The sequence below is a fragment of the Nonomuraea sp. NPDC054003 genome (genome assembly GCF_055585125.1).
The window spans coordinates 225,946-242,084 of record NZ_JBVJKR010000006.1 but is presented as its reverse complement, the minus strand read 5'-3'; the positions used below and the strand labels follow the sequence as shown (position 1 = coordinate 242,084).

The following is a 16,139-nucleotide window of genomic DNA, read 5'->3' as shown; positions in this document are numbered from 1 at the left end:
TACCTGCCATCTGCTGTCAGGTACGGGCGGGGCCGCCCTTGATCCGCTTGAGGATGCGGTCCCACTCGGTGCCGAACGGGTTGTCCTGCACCAGGTAGGTCCAGGTGGCCTCGGGGCGCTTCAGGTCGGGCTCGGGGGCCTGGAACGCCTCCAGCGAGCGCCGCTCGATCTCCGCCTGCAGCGTCTTGTATTCGGCCACCGCCTCCCGCTGGAACTCGTCGATCGGGCTCATCCGGCCCAGCGCCCGCAGGTGGATGCCCTCGCGCAGGTCGTGCAGGAACGCGAGGTGCTCGGTCCAGCAGGTGTCGATGGCGTGCAGCACGATCTGGCGGGCCGTCTCCTCGCGGGTGTCCTCCGGCGCCGCCGCCCACTCCTCGGGGTGGGCCGCGGCCAGCGCGCGGGCCGCCGAGTCGGTGTGGAGCACCTTGTCGCGCCACTCCAGGATGAGCTCGCGCTGCTGTTCGAGCAGCCGGGTGTAACGCCAGGTGTTGCGGTGGATCTGCAGGTTGACGCCCTCGGCGATGCGCTGGGCGTGACCGACGATGTAGGCGGCGCGGCGGTGGCGCACCAGGCCGTCGGGGTCGGCGGCGGGCGGCCGCTCGTCGGGCGCGAACTGGGTGACCAGCTCGTCCTCCAGGCCGACGAAGAACACGGAGCCGCCCGGGTCGCCCTGCCGGCCCGCCCGGCCACGGAGCTGGTCGTCCAGGCGGCTGCTGGCGTGGCGGCCGGAGCCGATCACGTACAGGCCGCCCAGCTCAGCGACGCCCTCGCCGAGACGGATGTCGGTGCCGCGGCCGGCCATCTGGGTGGACACGGTGATCGCGTCGCGCTCGCCCGCCCTGGCGATGATGGCGGCCTCTTCCGCGTCGTTCTTGGCGTTGAGCACCACCGGTTCGAGGCCGCGGCGGCGCAGCAGGTCGGCGAGGTTCTCCGACTCGGCCACGTCGAGCGTGCCGATGAGGATGGGCCTGCCGGTTTCGTGCACCCGCTGGATCTCCTCGACCAGCGCCGACTCCTTCTCCGGCACCGTCGGGTAGATCCGGTCGGGCTCGTCCTCCCTGACGCACGGCCGGTTCGGCGGGATCACCGCGACCTTCAGCCCGTAGAACTCGCCGAGCTGCTCGTGCACCGCGACGGCGGTGCCGGTCATGCCGCACACCCGCGGGTAGCGCCTGATCAGGCCCTGGATGGTGATCGAGTCGAGGATCTCGCCCTTGTCGCTGGCGGGCAGCGCCTCCTTGGCCTCGACCGCCGCCTGGAGGCCGTTCGGCCAGCGCTGCAGCACCGCCACCCGGCCGCGCGACGGGTTGATGAGCTGCACCTTGCCGTCGCGCACGATGTAGTCGACGTCGCGGGTGAGCAGGGCGTGGGCGTGCAGGGCGAGGTTGAGCTCGATCAGCGTGCCGGGCTCGTCCTGGTCGTAGAGCTCGACGTCCAGCCGCTTCTCGACGGTCTCGGCGCCTTTGGGCGTCAGGTAGACGTTGCGGGCCTGCTCGTCGATCTCGTAGTGGTAGCCGCGGACGAGTGTGCGGACCAGCACCGCCATCTCGGGCACGGTGTTGCCGGCGTCGGACGAGCCGGCCATCACCAGCGGCACCCTGGCCTCGTCGACCAGGACCGAGTCGGCCTCGTCGACCAGCGCCACCTCCGGCTCCGGCACGATCAGCTCGCTCGCGTCGGTGCGCAGCCGGTCGCGCAGCACGTCGAAGCCGATCTCGCTGACCGGCCCGTAGGTGATGTCCTTCGCGTACGCCTCGCGCCGCTCGGCGGGCGTGGAGTTCTGGTCGAGCCAGCCGACGGTGACCCCCATGGCCTCGTAGAAGGGGGCCATCCACTCGGCGTCGCGCCTGGCGAGGTAGTCGTTGACGGACATGACGTGCACCCGCCTGCCCTTCAGGGCGTAGCCCGCGGCCGCCATGGCGCCGGAGAGCGTCTTGCCCTCGCCGGTGGCCATCTCCGCGACCTTGCCGTCGAGCAGCGCGAGCGTGCCGAGCAACTGCACGTCGTACGGGCGGAGCCCGAGGGTGCGGTCGGCCGCCTCCCTGGCGACGGCGCAGAACGCGGCCAGGTCGCTCATGTCGGGCCGGGGCAGCTCGTCGAGCGTCTTGAGGCGGTCGGCGTGCCCGGCGGCGGCCTTGACGACCTTCCGGTAGGGGCTCAGGTTCGCCCCTCCGGGGCGGTCCAGAAGGTTCCTGACGATTCCTGTTATCGAGGCCACAGTTCCTCCAACGCGCGCTTCGCCGGCGCCGTTCCCTCGCGCCGGGGCGCAGCGGTCCGCCGTACGGACCTTAACCCATACGACGGACCGCACTCGCCCGTCCGCTAGCCCCGCGCCCGCCGGGCCGGGAACACCCCGGCCAGCAGCAGCAACGCGCATCCGGCCCAGCCCGCGGGGCCGGGTCGCTCACCGAGCAACGCCACCCCGATCAGGGCAGCGAAGGCGGCCTCGCCCAGGGAGACGATGGCGACGGTGGTGGCGCTCAGCGCGGTGAGCGCGCGGAAGAACAGCCCGTAGGCCAGCGCGGTGGGCACCGCGCCGAGGAACGCGAGCAGCGCCGCGCTCTCCCAGCTCAGCCGGGGCAGCACCCCGCCGGCCAGCGCGAACGGCAGCACGCACGCGGCCCCCACGAGGAACCCGGCCGCGGCGGTGGCCAGCGGGTCCCCCGGCTCCTCCGCCGTGCCGAGCCGCCGTGACAACAACGTCACCCCGGCGTAACCGAACGCCGACAGCAGCGCGAACCCGGCCCCGCCGAGCGCGCCCCCCGCCCCGGAGCCGCCAGGCGCCTCCGGGGAGCCCGCCATCAGGAGGGCGAGTCCCGTCAGGGCGGCCAGGAGTGCGGCGAGGCCGGACCGGCCGAGCCGCTCGCCGAGGAGAAGACGCCCGCCGAGGGCGGTGAACACGGGCGTCGCGCCCATGGTGATCACGGTGGCCACCGCGACCCCCGAGCGCGCGATGGCCGCGAAGTAGGCGGCCTGGTAGACGGCCATGCCCGCGCCGACGACCAGCACGTGGCGGTCCAGCCGCCAGGACGCCCCGCCGAGCAGGGGCAGGAGGAACGCGGCGCCGAGGAGGAAGCGCCAGAAGGTGACGTCGAGGGCGTCGAAGCCGCCCGCGGCGAACAGCAGGGATCCCGCCGCGCCGCCGGTGCCCCACGCAGCCGCGGCCGTGACGACGTACCCGGTGGCACGCCGGATGGACAGTTGGGTCATGACAGATCGCTCCGGATGGGAGTGGTGGAGAAGGGCCCGGATGCGGGCAGCAGCCACCCCCGGATCGGTCAGACCCGGAAAATCAGGAAATGCCGCCCGCTAGCGGGCGGGAGGAGGGGAGCAGATCAATCGCGGCACGGGCTCACCTTAGCCGGGACGGAAAGCAGCGTTCATCCCGAAATCGGCGAGCCCGCCCGGGGACATCGAAAAGGCCACGCCCGGCGACGCGGCCCACGGCGGTCTCCCCGTGGCTCACGGCCAGGAGGTGTCACCCGCGGGCTCGACCGGCTTCTCCAGCACGGCCAGCCGTTCGAGCAGGGTCAGGAACGTGGCCGCGTACGGGGAGGACCCGGTCACCGCCGCGACCCTGGACCAGTCCACCTGCTCCCGCAGCGCCCTGACCTGGGGCAGCAGCGCGCCGTAGTCGCAGGCGTGCTCCGACAGCGGCATCAGCCAGGAGATCACCAGGTCCGTGGCCTCCAGGACGGGCACGATCACCGCCGACGCCTTCATCGGCTCGGCCCGGTTCAGCAACTCGTCAGTGACCGGGCGGTCGGACACCTTGAAGATCAGATCCACCAGCTTGCCGTCGTCGTACGCCTTGACCAGCCAGTCCTCGGGCGGCTTGGCCGTCCGGAAACCGATGCCCCGCAGCGCTTCCAGAGCCGCGGGCACGTCGTGCTCGGTGACCACGAAGTCCACGTCGTGCAGGGACGGCGCCGCGCCGCGCGCGTACGCGGCGCACCCTCCCGCCAAGGCGAATTTCACGCCCGCGTCCTTCAAACCGGAGCTCGCCCGTTTGAGCGTGTCAAGGATGGCGTCAGTGACCTCATGACTATGACTGCTCATGAGAGCGGGCTACCCTCAGGCCCTTCGAATAGGCCTGTCCCGGCGCGTGAACCGACGGCCGAAGGGTAGCCGCGACCCCATGACGGAGTACCTGGAAAAGACCGGGCAGGAGTACGAAGGCGAGCATGATCGTCCCCTGGGCACCTACGCCCGCATCATCGGCGTGTACGGGACGGTCGTGGCGGCGGCGGCCGTCGCGGCGAAGCTCACCGGCAGGCGGCCGCCGGAGCGGATCGGGCCGATGGACGTGGCCCTGATGGCGGCCTGCACGCACAAGCTCGCCCGCCTCCTGGCCAAGGATCCGGTCACCAGCCCGATCAGGGCGCCGTTCACCCGGTTCGAGGGCGTGAGCGGGCCGTCGGAGCTGAAGGAGGAGCCGCGCAACACGGTCGGCGAGCTGGTGAGCTGCCCGTTCTGCATCGCCCAGTGGGCGGCCACGGGTTACGCCATCGGCCTGGTGTTCGCGCCGCGCGCGACCAGATTGGTGGGAGCGGCGATGACGGCGGTGGCCGCCTCCGACTGGCTGCAGTTCGCGTACGCCAAGCTCGCCAGGTCCGCCTCATGAAAGAGGAAAATATCGGCGGCACATCGAATGTTAAAGGTCCCGCCACGAGGGCAGTGGCTGTGTCATGGCTACTTTGCTCTGGATCATCGCGGTAATTCTCGTCATCGCCGGCATCTATGTGATTCTGGCCCGTCGCGATCTCCTCTGGGGGATCGTCCTGATCGTTCTCGGGTTCCTGGTCGGCCCCGGTGGGGTCAGCATCTTCAATGTGTAGGGCGTGTTCTGACGCCCCACACGCTCGTTCGTCGGGCCGGTGTTTATCACCGGCCCGATGAATTGCCATAAATGAAGAAGGAGTTGTACGCCGAAGAAGCCCTTCCCGGATGACCGGGAAGGGCTTCACCATGAACGGCTACTCGTCGGCCAGGCAGTAGACCGCGTACGCGGCGCCGAGCACCGGCAGGGCGACGTTGCGCACGCGGATGCCGCCGGAGGTCATGCCCTTCTCGGTGCCCCTGTGCGCGTGGCCGTGCAGGATCAGGTCGGCACCCGCCGTGTCGACCGCCTCGGCGAGCAGGTAACTGCCCAGGAACGGGTAGATCTCCAGCGGCTCGCCCTCAAGCGTCTCCTTGATCGGAGAGTAGTGCGACAGCACCACCCGGCGGTCGGCGTCGATCTCCTTCAGCGCGTGCTGCCAGGACTCCGCGATCAGCCGGGTGTGGCGGACGAAGTTCTTGGTCTCGCGCTCGCCGAACTCGCTCGCGCACTTGCCCGCGAACCCGCCGCCGAAGCCCTTGCCGCCGACCACGCCGAGCCGCGTGCCGTCGCACTCGATGACCGCGCTGTCGTCGTTCAGCACGATGACGCCGGCGTCGCGCAGCTCACTGGCGATCTCGTGCTGCATGTCGGAGTGGTAGTCGTGGTTGCCGAGCACGGCCACGACCGGGATCGGCAGGTCGCGCAGCTCGTCGGCCACCACCCTGCCCTCCTCCAGCGTGCCGTGCCGGGTCAGGTCGCCGGCCACCATGAGGATGTCGGCGCGGTCCCCGATGCCGTCCAGGCTCTTGCGGTACTGGCCGCGCACGTCCTCACCCAGGTGGATGTCTCCCACGGCCGCGATGCGCAGTTCAGTCAAGATGCTCTACCTCCCCTGGCCTGCCGACCTCGACGACGTTGATCTCGTTGTGCACGTGAAGGTCGGGAGCGGCCTCCCTGGCCACCTCGCCGAGCCGTTCACGTTGCTCGGCCCCGCTCACCTGGCCGCGCAGGAAAAGCTGATCGCCTCTCACGTCGACACGGATGCCGAGCTCATGCGTGCGGCGGTCCTCAGCCAGCGCCGCCTGGACGCGGGCCGCGACGTACTGCGGAGCTTCCATCGCTTCCCTCCCTATACTCCCTGCCGCGCATGCCCGGCAAAGAACCGCTCAAACGGTGCGAAGGAGGTTGATGACGGCTCGTTCCACCTTGCCGTGCGTGGCCAGCTTCCCCGGGTCCACGCCGGCTCCCAGCTCGGTCAGCGCGTGACCGATCGTCTTGTCCGCCTCGTACGCGCTGATCACCCGCGGATCCACGTACGATGCCCGCGCCACGGCGGGGGTGTTGCCAAGATATTCGGCGACCTCCCGCATGACCCGGGTGACGGCCCGCTTCCTGGCCGTGTCGCTCTCGGCCATGCGGGAGACGGCCAGCCCGACGGCGGCCAGCACCGTGGCGTGCCAGGTGCGGAAGTCCTTGGCGGTGAACTCGCCGATGGTCTCGCGCAGGTAGTCGTTGATGTCCTCGCTGCGCACGTCCACCCAGCCGTTCTCGCCCCGGTAGCGGAGCAGCTCCCCCTCGGCGCTCAGGGACTTCAGCGACCTGACCACCCGGCAGGCGCCGGGGTCGGCCACCCGGATCTCACGCGGCACGTCGCCCTTGGCCGGGTACGAGCAGGTGATCGTGTTGCGCGAGCAGACGACGTGCTCCATCCGGAGCGTGGCCAGGCCGTAGGAGTCGTAGCTCTCGCCGCCGACGCGGAAGAAGCCGATGTCGAGCAGCCGCGCGGCGGCGGCCAGCACCCGTTCCTTGGTCAGCCCGCGGCCCCTGAGCTGCTCGTCGACGCTCTTCCTGAACGCGGGCAGCCGGTCGGCCAGCTCCAGCACCCGGTCGAACTTGGCCTCGTCCTGCTGCTGCCGCCACAGGTCGTGGTAGCGGTACTGGCGGCGCCCGGCCGCGTCGGTGCCGACCGCCTGCAGGTGCCCGTGGGGCGAGGCGCAGATCCACACGTCGGTCCAGGCGGGCGGGATCGTCAGCGCCCTGATCCTGGCCAGCGTCGCATGGTCGCGGACGGTCTCGCCGCCGGGTCCGTGATAGCTGAACCCGCGGCCTCGACGGCGCCGGGTGATCCCCGGTTCGTTCTGGTCGCTGGGATGCAGCTCGGGCACGTCTGCCGCGCTACCCGGCGTGTTAGGCGGCAAACGGCTCGGGCAGGTGCAGCTACATGAGCGACAACAAGGATTGGGTCGAGACAAGGGACAAGAAGGGCCATGCGATGGTCCCCGCCACGCCGCGGGACGTGGTCCACATCAGGGTGGGCTCGTTCATCCTGGTGTTCCTGTTCGCGATGTGCGTGCTCAGCCTCATCGCGAAGGCCTGGGTCATGACCGGGATCACCGTCGTCCTGGCGATTCTCACGGTGATCAACATCTGGCGGGCCGTACGCAAGCAGAAGGACAGTGACGTCGGAGAGATCGGCTGACTCGCCCATGGCTCCCCACATCCTCCAGGACAGGGTGGTCGTCGTCACGGGCGCGAGCGGCGGGGTAGGCAGGGCGGTGGTGCGCGAGCTCGGCGCGAAGGGCGCCAAGGTGGCGCTCATCGCCCGGGGCACCACGGGCCTCGGCGCGGCGGCGGTCGACGTCGGCGCGGCCGGCGGCGTCGGCCAGGTCTACGAGGCGGACGTCGCCGACTACGAGCAGGTCAGGAAGGCCGCCGAGCGGATCGAGGCCGAGCTGGGCCCCATCGACGTATGGATCAACTCGGCGTTCTCCTCGGTGTTCGCCCGGTTCGCCGACATCTCCCCCGAGGAGTACGAGCGCGCGACCGCGGTCACCTACCTGGGCTACGTCTGGGGCACCAAGGTCGCCCTGGACCTGATGCGCCCGCGCAACCGGGGCACGATCGTGCAGACGGGTTCGGCCCTGGCGCACCGGGCCGTCCCCCTGCAGTCGGCGTACTGCGGCGCCAAGCACGCCATCAGGGGCTTCACCGAGTCCCTGCGCACCGAGCTGCTCGCGGAAGGGAGCGATGTCCGGGTCACGATGGTCCAGCTCCCGGCGGTGAACACGCCGCAGTTCGACTGGGTGCTGTCCAAGCTGCGCCGCCATCCCCAGCCGGTGCCCCCGATCTACCAGCCCGAGGTGGCCGCCCGGGGCGTCGTGTACGCGGCCGCGCACCCGGAACGCAAGGAGTACTGGGTCGGCGGCACCACCGCGGCCGCCCTCCTGGCCCAGCGCGCCGCCCCCGCGCTGGTGGACCGCTACCTGGCCAGGACCGGCGTCCAGGCGCAGCAGACCGACGGGCAGCCCACGAGCGGCGCCGCGAACCTGTGGGAGCCGGCCGACGAGCATCAGGACCACGGCGCGCACGGCGGCTTCGACGACCGCGGCCACCACCGCAGCCCGCAGCTCTGGCTCTCCCAGCACCGCCGGTCGGTCATGCTCACCCTGGCGGCCGCGGCGGCGGCGGGCGCGGCGGCCCTGATGCGGAAATCCCGCTGAGCGGTCCCTTCTCGGCCGTTCCGGATGGGCCGGAACAAGCGGCCCGGCCGGGAATCGCAGCACGATTCGCCCGATCCCCCACGGGTAGGCGCCCGGAAACGATCGGAGGGAATCATGGCTGAACGAGATCTGCGGTTTCTCGGCGAGCTGGCCGCGCAGCTCCGCGTCGACTCGGTGAGAGCCTCCGCCGAGGCGGGGTCCGGCCACCCCACGTCGTCGATGTCCGCCGCCGATCTGATGGCGGTGCTCTTCGCCCACCACCTGCGTTACGACTTCGAGGACCCGGGCAACCCGGCGAACGACCACCTCATCTTCTCCAAGGGCCACGCGTCGCCCCTGCTGTACTCACTGTTCAAGGCGGCCGGCGCGGTCACCGACAGGGAACTGCTCAGGTTCAGGAAGCGCGGCAGCCGGATGGAGGGCCATCCGACGCCCAGGCTGCCCTGGGTCGACGTCGCCACCGGCTCGCTCGGCCAGGGGCTGCCTGTCGGGGTCGGCGTGGCGATGGCCGGCCGGCTGGAGCGCATGCCGTACCGCGTGTGGGTGTTGTGCGGCGACAGCGAGCTGGCCGAAGGCTCCATCTGGGAGGCGGCCGAGCAGGCCGGCGACACGGGGCTGGACAACCTGACCCTGGTCGTGGACGTCAACCGCCTGGGCCAGCGCGGCCCCACCCGCCACGGCTGGGACACCGGGGCGTACGCGCGCAGGTTCGGCGCCTTCGGCTGGCACACGATCGAGGTCGACGGGCACGACCCCGGCGCGATCGACGACGCGTTCCAGGAAGCGCACGGCGTCCGCGGGCGGCCCACCGCCATCCTGGCCAGGACCCGCAAGGGCGAGGGCGTGCGGGCGGTGGCCGACCGCGAGGGCGCGCACGGCAAGCCGCTGAAGGAGCCGGAGCCCGCCGTCGCGGAGCTCGGCGGCGAACGCGACCTGCGGGTGGAGGTCCGGTCTCCGGACCGCGCGGGCGAGCCGTACCGGTTCGAGGGCGGCGAGCTGGTGCTGCCCGAGTACAAGGTCGGCGACCAGGTGGCGACCAGGAGCGCGTTCGGGGAGGCCCTGGCCGCGCTGGGCGCCGCCCGCGGCGACGTGGTGGCGCTCGACGGCGAGGTGGCCGACTCGACCAAGACCGAGGAGTTCGGCCGGGCGTTCCCCGAGCGGTTCTTCGAGATGTACATCGCCGAGCAGCAGCTCGTCGCCGCCGCCATGGGCCTGGCGGTGCGCGGCTGGGTCCCGTACGCGGCCACCTTCGCCGCCTTCCTCACCAGGGCGTACGACTTCATCCGGATGGCGGGCGTGAGCCGGTCGCCGATCCGGCTGGTCGGCTCGCACGCCGGGGTGTCGATCGGCGAGGACGGCCCGTCCCAGATGGGGCTGGAGGACCTGGCCATGATGCGGGCCGTGTACGACAGCACCGTGCTCTACCCGTGCGACGCCAACCAGGCCGCGGCCCTGACCGTGGAGATGGCGGACCTGACCGGGGTGTCCTACCTGCGTACCACGCGCGGCGCGACGCCGGTCATCCACCAGCAGGGCGAGCGTTTCCCCATCGGCGGCTCGTGCGTGCTGCGCCGTTCGCCGTCGGACCGGGCCACGATCGTGGCCGCAGGGATCACCGTGCACGAGGCGCTGGCCGCCGCCGAGACGCTGGCCGCCGAGGGTGTCCAGGTCGGCGTGGTGGACATGTACTCGATCAAGCCGATCGACACGGCGGTGCTGGTCGAGGCGGCGACCACGACCGGCAACCTCATCACGGTGGAGGACCACCGGCCGGAGGGCGGCCTGGGCGACGCCGTGCTGGACGCGGTGTCCGAGCTGGGGCCGCGGGTGGTGAAGCTGGCCGTGCACGGCATGCCCGGCTCGGCCACGCCCGGGGAGCAGCTCGCCGACGCGCGCATCGACCGCCACGCCATCGTCGCGGCGGTCAACAGACTGGTGTGAGCACCGGCCGGCCGCCGTCTCCCGGTGACCGGCATCACGACACGTACGGGCCGGCCGCCGTCTCCGGTGGCCGGCCCGTACCGCCGCGGCGAGCGCGGATCAGCCGCGGGCCTTCGCGGTCGCTTTCCTGTTCGCCTTCTTGATGGCGTCCACGAGCTCCTGCTTGCTCATCTTCGAACGGCCGCTGATGTCCAGGTCGGCGGCCACGCCGCGCAGGTGCTCCTTGCTGGCGTTGGCGTCGACGCCCTCGGCCGTGCGTCCAGAACGGTCCGTCGCGCCCTTGTCCGACGGCCCCTTCTTCGACTTGGGCTCCCAGTGGTCTCCCACCTTCTCGAAGGAGTGCTTCAGCGCGGCGAAGGCCGTCATGTGGGCGCGCCTGCCCTCGCCGTACGTCTCGACGGCCGAGTCGTGCGCCTTCATCCACGTGTCCTGCGCCTTCTTCGGGGAGCGGCGGATGGTGGACGGGAGTTCCTCTCTGGCCGGCATGTCCGGCTCACCTCCTAGAGCGGCGGCTCGTCGTAGTGTCGACGCTCCTCGTACACGGTCGTCCTGCGCGCCTCGGGCTCCTCGTAGATCTCGTGCCGGTGGACCGGCTCCTCGATCGGGCCGACCGCCCTGCGCGTGACGTTGATCCGGTAGAGGGCGAACAGCAATCCGACCAGTCCGCCGAGCATGATGATCACGCCGACGACGTTGATGTCCACACCGGCGAGATCGAATTCGACGGCCCACGTGAGGATCGCACCGAGCATGATGAGGATGATGCTTCCGGCGATGGTCATTTGATTTACCTCCTTGACACGAGGAACCTCTATCCACATGAAGAAAAACAAACCAATCGTGTTAATCGGGCTGATGGGCAGCGGTAAGAGCACGACAGGTCGCCTCATCGCCGAGGCTCTCGGCCTTCCGTTCAGCGACAGCGACTCCTTTCTGCGGTCGAGATACGGAGGCCCGTCCGCGGAGATCGCCGCCCGCGAGGGAGCCGACGTGCTGCACGAGCGGGAGGCCGAGCACCTGATCGAGGAGCTCGCCGGCGAGCCCAAGGTGATCGCCGCGGCGGCCAGCACGCTCGACGACGAGCGGGCCCGCGAGGCGATGCGCGCCGCCACGGTGATCTGGCTGGACGCCGACGACGAGGTGCTCACCCAGCGGATGCGCACCAGCGACCACCGGCCCGAATTCGCACCGGCAGCCCTGCGTGCCCGGCGCGAGCCGTACTTCCGTGAAGTGGCGGACCTGAAGTACGACGTGGGCGTGCTGAAACCGGAGGAGGTGCTGGCCGCCGTGCTGCGCGATTCGGGTTTGCCCGCGCCCGGCCGGGACTGATAACCAGGGGCGATGTTCTCCGACAAACCCGTGCTGACCGGCGAGCGGGTGACGCTGCGGCCGGTGGGGGCCGAGCACGCCGACGGCCTGTTCGCGCTGGTCTCCGATCCCGAGGTGCGGCGGCTGACCGGCTCCCACGCCGCCTTCGAGCTGGAGGCGTGCCGGCGCTGGTGCGCCACGCGGGCCGGCCAGGCGGACCGCCTCGACCTGGCCATCGAGGCCGGCGGCGACTACGTGGGCGAGGTCGTGCTCAACGAGCTCGACGAGCCCAACCTGTCGTGCAACCTGCGCATCGCGCTCATCGGCGACCGGGCCTTCGGCAGGGGCTACGGCACCGAGGCCATCACGCTCGCCCTCGACCACGCCTTCCGCACCACGCCGCTGCACCGGGTGGGCCTGGAGGTGTTCGCGTTCAACGACCGGGCCCGCCACGTCTACGAGAAGCTCGGCTTCGTGGAGGAGGGCCGGCTCCGCGACGCGCTGCGCTGGGACGGCGAGTGGTACGACTCCCTCGTCATGTCCGTGCTGCGGCCCGATTGGCAAGCAAGATCCGGATTGCTGTAATAATGATCTTTACCCACGGGCTCCCCGAGGCGCGCGGGGGGCCTGTGGCGATCTGGGAGCCGTGCGCAACAAACTCTCGTCGGGGTGCGTCTAAGCCTTTCGATGATGCGCTCGGTGCCTGGTGATCCCGAGAGGCTCGGCGGCTACTGGCTGGCGGGGCGGCTCGGCGCGGGCCGCCACGGCGTGGTCTACGACGCCTACGACGACGAGGGGCGCAGGTTCGCGGTCAGGGTGCCGCGCGGTCCCCTCCCCCGCGTCCGACCCGTGACCCACCCGCATCTCGCGAGCGTCCTCGAAGTCCGGTCCGGCGGCACGCCCGCCTACGTGGTGAGCGAGTTCGCGAGCGGGCCGTCCCTGCGGGAGGCGATCTCCCTGCACGGCCCGTACGCGGGTGAGGAGCTGGTCGCGCTGGCCACGGCGGTGGCGTCCGCGCTCGCCTGTCTCCACGCCGCCGGGCTCACCCACGGCGACCTGCGGCCGGGCAAGGTGCTGCTCACCGGCGACGGCCCGAAGGTGATCTGCCCCGGCGTGCCCGGCTCGATCGGCGGCACCCGCACCTACCTCGCCCCCGAGGTCGTCACGGGGCAGCCGGGCGGCGCGGCGGGCGACGTGTTCGCCTGGGGCGCGCTGGTGCTGTTCGCGGCCACGGGCGACGACCCGTTCCGCGGCGGCTCCATGGGCGAGGTCATGCACCGGCTGCTGTCCTGCGACCCCGACCTGACGGCGCTCCCGCCGCGGCTGCGCGGCCGGGTGGCGCGCGCCCTGTCCAAGGACCCGTCGTCCCGGCCCCCGGCCTCCGCCCTGCCGCTCCCGACGTCGGCCCGGGTGCCGTCCCTGCCGGGGCCGCCCGCGCTGGGCGAGGTGGCCGAGGAGCTGTACGCGTCCTTGACCGCCGTCGAGCGGGACCGGCTGAGGGACCTCCTGGTCGAGCTGGCCCCCGGCACGCCACCGGCCGCCGCCCCCGCGCTCGACGAGCCCGTCCTGTCCCGGCTGCTGGAGTCAGGGCTGCTCGTCCGGCCCAGCGTCGCCGTCCCGCCCGCCCGCACCGAGGCCGGCACCCTGGTGGCCGTCACCGGCGACCGCCTCGTGCCCGCCACCGCCGCCCTCTTCCACGCCTGGCCGCGCCTGCGCGGCTGGCTCGACCGGCCGCGCGAGGAGACCCGCTCGTGGGCGCTTGCCTGCCTGCCGGCGTCCCGGCCCAGACGGCTCGGGCTCCTGTCGCCCGCGCTGGCGCTGGTCGCCGCCGTCGCCCTGGCCTTCAGCGTGGCCACCGTCGTCAAGGACGCCCGCCGCACGCTCGAATGGCTCGGCGACGCCACCTCCGGAGTCGCCCCCCTCCTCCCCGTCCCCGCACCGGAACCACCATCGAGCCGCCGCTGACGGGTCGCCCCCGACCGGAGCCCTCAGATCCTGACGATTGGCATACGGGCGCGCGCCGAAATAGGTTTTCATGCGTGCCCGAACTCAATCCGATGACAGACCTGGTGACCTTCGGCGAGACGATGGCCCTGTTCGCGGCCCGCCGCACCGGCCCGCTGCGCTTCGCCCGCGACTTCGACCTGGGGCTCGGCGGCGCCGAGTCCAACGTGGCGATCGGCGTCGCCCGGCTGGGCCGCACGGCCTGCTGGGCGGGCCGGGTGGGCGCCGACGACTTCGGCGACCTGATCCGCTCGGCCCTCGCGGGCGAGGGCGTGGACGTGCGTGCCGTCCCCGACCTGGAGGCGCCGACGGGCCTGATGATCAAGGGCCGCCGCACGGCCGACCACATCGACGTCCGCTACTACCGCGCGGGCAGCGCCGGCTCACGCATCCGTCCGGAGGACCTGGACCCGGACCTGATCAGGGGTGCGCGCGTGCTGCACGTCACCGCGATCACCCCGGCCCTGTCGGAGTCCGCCCGCGCGACCGTGCGGCACGCCGTCGAGGTGGCGCGGAGCGCGGGAGTCCCGGTGTCCCTGGACGTCAACTACCGCAAGGCCCTGTGGTCCCCGGCGGAGGCGGGCGCCTGGCTGCGCGAGGTGATCGGCCAGGTGGACATGCTGTTCGCCACGGAGGACGAGGCCCGCCTGCTCCTCCCGGACACCTTCGCGACGCCGCCGCACGAGGACGCGGAAGGAGCCGTCCCGGAGGGGCCGGTCGCGATGGCGGAGGCGCTGGCCGCGCTGGGCCCGCGCCACGTGCTGGTCAAGCTGGGCTCGCGGGGGGCTGTCGAACTGTCCGACGGCGTCGCGTACCGGGCGCCCGCCTACCAGGTCACCGAGGTGGACCCGGTGGGCGCGGGCGACGCGTTCGCCGCCGGATGGCTGGCCGACTGGCTGGAGGGCGCCGAGCCCGAGCACCGGCTGCGCACCGCCTGCGCCGCGGGGGCGTTCGCGGTCACCTCCCAGGGCGACTGGGAGAGCCTCCCCCGCCGCGCCGACCTGGCGCTCCTCGACCGCACCACCGACGGAGTCAGCCGCTAGACAGCACCCCGCGCGTCAGGCGGGTGAGCCGAAGTCGCGCACGAGGGCGACCGCCCGGCGCCAGCGCCGGAGTTCGGACTCCGGTGACGGCCGGGGGGCGAACTCGCGGGCCACCCGCCAGGCACGGGCGAGCTCGTCCGTGCCGGCCCACACCCCGGTGGCCAGACCGGCGAGGAAGGCGGCGCCGAGCCCGGTCGTCTCGGTCCCGGCCGGCCGGACGACGGGCCGGCCGAGCCGGTCGGCCTGGATCTGGCAGAGCAGGTCGTTGGCCGCGGCGCCGCCGTCGACGGCCAGCCGGGTGATGTCCACTCCGGAGGCGTCCACCACGTCGCGGATCTGGAACGCGATCCCGTCCAGCACCGCGCGGGCGACGTGCGCGGCGGTGGTGCCGCGGCTGACACCGAGGAGCGCTCCCCTGGCGTACGGGTCCCAGTGCGGGGTGCCGAGACCGGTGAGCGCCGGTACGAAGACGGCGCCGCCGGAGTCGGGCACCGAGGCGGCCAGCCGCTCGCTGTCGGCCGTGGCGCCGAGCAGCCCCAGCCCGTCGCGCAGCCACTGCACGGCGGCCCCGGTGACGAACACCGACCCTTCCAGCGCGTACTGGACGGGCCCGTCGCCGAGCCGCCAGGCGACGGTGGAGAGCAGCCCGGAGTCCGGGGACGCGGGCTGGTCGCCGGTGTTGACCAGGAGGAAGCTGCCCGTCCCGTACGTGCATTTGGAGGCGCCCGCGGTGAAGCCGGCCTGCCCGAAGAGCGCGGCCTGCTGGTCGCCCGCGACGCCCGCGATGGGCAGGCGTAGCCCGAGGAAGGCCTCCGGCGACGTCTCGCCGAGCACCGCGCTGGAGGGCACCAGCTCGGGCAGCGCGGCGGCCGGAACCCCGAACAGGTCGGCCATCTCCGCGGACCAGGTGGCGGCGGCCAGGTCGAGCAGCAGCGTGCGGGAGGCGTTGGACACGTCGGTGACGTGCAGCCGTCCGCCGGTGAGCCGGGCCAGCAGGTACGAGTCGACGGTGCCGATCGCGAGCCTGCCGGACCGGACGCCCTCCCAGGTGGCGGGGTCGTAGCGGCGCAGCCAGGTGAGCTTCGTGGCGGAGAAGTACGGGTCCAGGCGGAGCCCGGTGACCTTCCGGACCCGGTCCTCGGCGCCGGACTCGCGCAGTTCCTCGCAGACGGCGGCGGAGCGGCGGTCCTGCCAGACGATCGCGCGCCGGGCCGGGCGGAGCGTGTCGCGGTCCCAGATGACGACGGTCTCCCGCTGATTGGTCAGCCCCAGGCACGACACCGGGACCGCCGCCGCGTCCACCGCCTGGCGGCAGGCGTCCAGCACGGCGGCCCAGATGTCGTCCGGATCGTGCTCCACCTCCCCCGGCCTGGGAAAGTGCTGCGGGAACTCGCGGCTCCCCCTGGCCAGCACCCGCCCCTCGTCGTCGACGACGAGCGCGGTGACGCCGGTGGTCCCGGCGTCCACGGCGAGGACGGTCATGAGGCCTCCAGGGACAGGTCGAGGACGAGAAGGCCGGCG

18 protein-coding genes are annotated in these 16,139 nt (G+C 72.2%); 9 read left to right on the top strand and 9 right to left on the bottom strand.

Features of this window, described 5'->3' with window-relative positions; translation table 11 throughout:
* Positions 1-16: 16 nt before the first annotated feature.
* The 3 genes from secA2 to ACZ6YG_RS17630 form a co-directional block, all read right to left on the bottom strand.
* A complete protein-coding gene (gene secA2 / locus ACZ6YG_RS17640) occupies positions 17-2,218 on the bottom strand; it encodes an accessory Sec system translocase SecA2 (protein WP_372452407.1) in 2,202 nt (733 codons plus the stop codon).
* A gap of 104 nt (positions 2,219-2,322) precedes the next feature.
* Positions 2,323-3,210 (bottom strand): DMT family transporter, encoded by an 888-nt coding sequence (locus ACZ6YG_RS17635; RefSeq protein ID WP_148029586.1) that lies wholly within the window; start codon positions 3,208-3,210, stop codon positions 2,323-2,325.
* Positions 3,211-3,462: 252 nt separating this feature from the next.
* Positions 3,463-4,059 (bottom strand): nucleotidyltransferase, encoded by a 597-nt coding sequence (locus tag ACZ6YG_RS17630; RefSeq protein ID WP_148029585.1) that lies wholly within the window; start codon positions 4,057-4,059, stop codon positions 3,463-3,465.
* Between the two features lie 79 nt (positions 4,060-4,138).
* On the opposite strand from ACZ6YG_RS17630, the gene ACZ6YG_RS17625 reads away from it, so the two are divergent.
* Complete coding sequence (locus ACZ6YG_RS17625; protein WP_148029584.1) at positions 4,139-4,624, top strand: DUF1360 domain-containing protein; 486 nt, start codon at positions 4,139-4,141, stop codon at positions 4,622-4,624.
* 64 nt (positions 4,625-4,688) lie between these two features.
* Positions 4,689-4,838 (top strand): GPGG-motif small membrane protein, encoded by a 150-nt coding sequence (locus ACZ6YG_RS17620; protein ID WP_020543887.1) that lies wholly within the window; start codon positions 4,689-4,691, stop codon positions 4,836-4,838.
* A 138-nt stretch (positions 4,839-4,976) separates the two neighbouring features.
* Here the strand turns inward: ACZ6YG_RS17620 and ACZ6YG_RS17615 are convergent, their stop codons facing one another.
* The 3 genes from ACZ6YG_RS17615 to ACZ6YG_RS17605 are packed head-to-tail and all read right to left on the bottom strand — an operon-like array spanning position 4,977 to position 6,987.
* Positions 4,977-5,699: a metallophosphoesterase family protein gene (locus ACZ6YG_RS17615; protein ID WP_219543759.1), complete on the bottom strand. Its 723-nt coding sequence runs from the start codon at positions 5,697-5,699 to the stop codon at positions 4,977-4,979.
* Positions 5,692-5,940, bottom strand: a complete 249-nt coding sequence (locus tag ACZ6YG_RS17610) for a BON domain-containing protein (RefSeq protein ID WP_148029583.1) — start codon at positions 5,938-5,940, stop codon at positions 5,692-5,694. The genes ACZ6YG_RS17615 and ACZ6YG_RS17610 overlap by 8 nt, the downstream gene beginning before the upstream one ends.
* 48 nt (positions 5,941-5,988) lie before the next feature.
* On the bottom strand, positions 5,989-6,987 hold the full coding sequence (locus tag ACZ6YG_RS17605; protein WP_364231155.1) for a DNA topoisomerase IB: 999 nt from the start codon (positions 6,985-6,987) through the stop codon (positions 5,989-5,991).
* Positions 6,988-7,043: 56 nt separating this feature from the next.
* On the opposite strand from ACZ6YG_RS17605, the gene ACZ6YG_RS17600 reads away from it, so the two are divergent.
* From ACZ6YG_RS17600 to ACZ6YG_RS17590, 3 genes are all read left to right on the top strand, one after another.
* Positions 7,044-7,301 carry a hypothetical protein gene (locus ACZ6YG_RS17600; RefSeq protein ID WP_219543758.1) on the top strand — a complete coding sequence of 86 codons (258 nt, stop codon included), beginning with the start codon at positions 7,044-7,046 and terminating at the stop codon, positions 7,299-7,301.
* Between the two features lie 7 nt (positions 7,302-7,308).
* Positions 7,309-8,322, top strand: a complete 1,014-nt coding sequence (locus ACZ6YG_RS17595; RefSeq protein ID WP_397198767.1) for an SDR family oxidoreductase — start codon at positions 7,309-7,311, stop codon at positions 8,320-8,322.
* Between the two features lie 114 nt (positions 8,323-8,436).
* Positions 8,437-10,263, top strand: coding sequence for a transketolase (locus ACZ6YG_RS17590; RefSeq protein WP_271275392.1), 1,827 nt, complete (start codon positions 8,437-8,439; stop codon positions 10,261-10,263).
* A gap of 99 nt (positions 10,264-10,362) precedes the next feature.
* Here the strand turns inward: ACZ6YG_RS17590 and ACZ6YG_RS17585 are convergent, their stop codons facing one another.
* A complete protein-coding gene (locus ACZ6YG_RS17585) occupies positions 10,363-10,749 on the bottom strand; it encodes a ChaB family protein (RefSeq protein ID WP_148029579.1) in 387 nt (128 codons plus the stop codon).
* Between the two features lie 14 nt (positions 10,750-10,763).
* A complete protein-coding gene (locus ACZ6YG_RS17580) occupies positions 10,764-11,045 on the bottom strand; it encodes a DUF6458 family protein (protein WP_148029578.1) in 282 nt (93 codons plus the stop codon).
* A gap of 37 nt (positions 11,046-11,082) precedes the next feature.
* On the opposite strand from ACZ6YG_RS17580, the gene ACZ6YG_RS17575 reads away from it, so the two are divergent.
* From ACZ6YG_RS17575 to ACZ6YG_RS17560, 4 genes are all read left to right on the top strand, one after another.
* Complete coding sequence (locus tag ACZ6YG_RS17575; RefSeq protein ID WP_281429310.1) at positions 11,083-11,592, top strand: shikimate kinase; 510 nt, start codon at positions 11,083-11,085, stop codon at positions 11,590-11,592.
* A 12-nt stretch (positions 11,593-11,604) separates the two neighbouring features.
* Positions 11,605-12,156 (top strand): GNAT family N-acetyltransferase, encoded by a 552-nt coding sequence (locus tag ACZ6YG_RS17570; protein ID WP_271275393.1) that lies wholly within the window; start codon positions 11,605-11,607, stop codon positions 12,154-12,156.
* Positions 12,157-12,270: 114 nt separating this feature from the next.
* On the top strand, positions 12,271-13,536 hold the full coding sequence (locus tag ACZ6YG_RS17565) for a serine/threonine-protein kinase (protein WP_466018582.1): 1,266 nt from the start codon (positions 12,271-12,273) through the stop codon (positions 13,534-13,536).
* 74 nt (positions 13,537-13,610) lie between these two features.
* Positions 13,611-14,618 (top strand): sugar kinase, encoded by a 1,008-nt coding sequence (locus ACZ6YG_RS17560; RefSeq protein ID WP_466018581.1) that lies wholly within the window; start codon positions 13,611-13,613, stop codon positions 14,616-14,618.
* A gap of 15 nt (positions 14,619-14,633) precedes the next feature.
* On the opposite strand, the gene ACZ6YG_RS17555 is transcribed toward ACZ6YG_RS17560, so the two are convergent.
* Positions 14,634-16,100: an FGGY family carbohydrate kinase gene (locus tag ACZ6YG_RS17555; RefSeq protein WP_466018580.1), complete on the bottom strand. Its 1,467-nt coding sequence runs from the start codon at positions 16,098-16,100 to the stop codon at positions 14,634-14,636.
* Positions 16,101-16,139 lie beyond the last annotated feature (39 nt).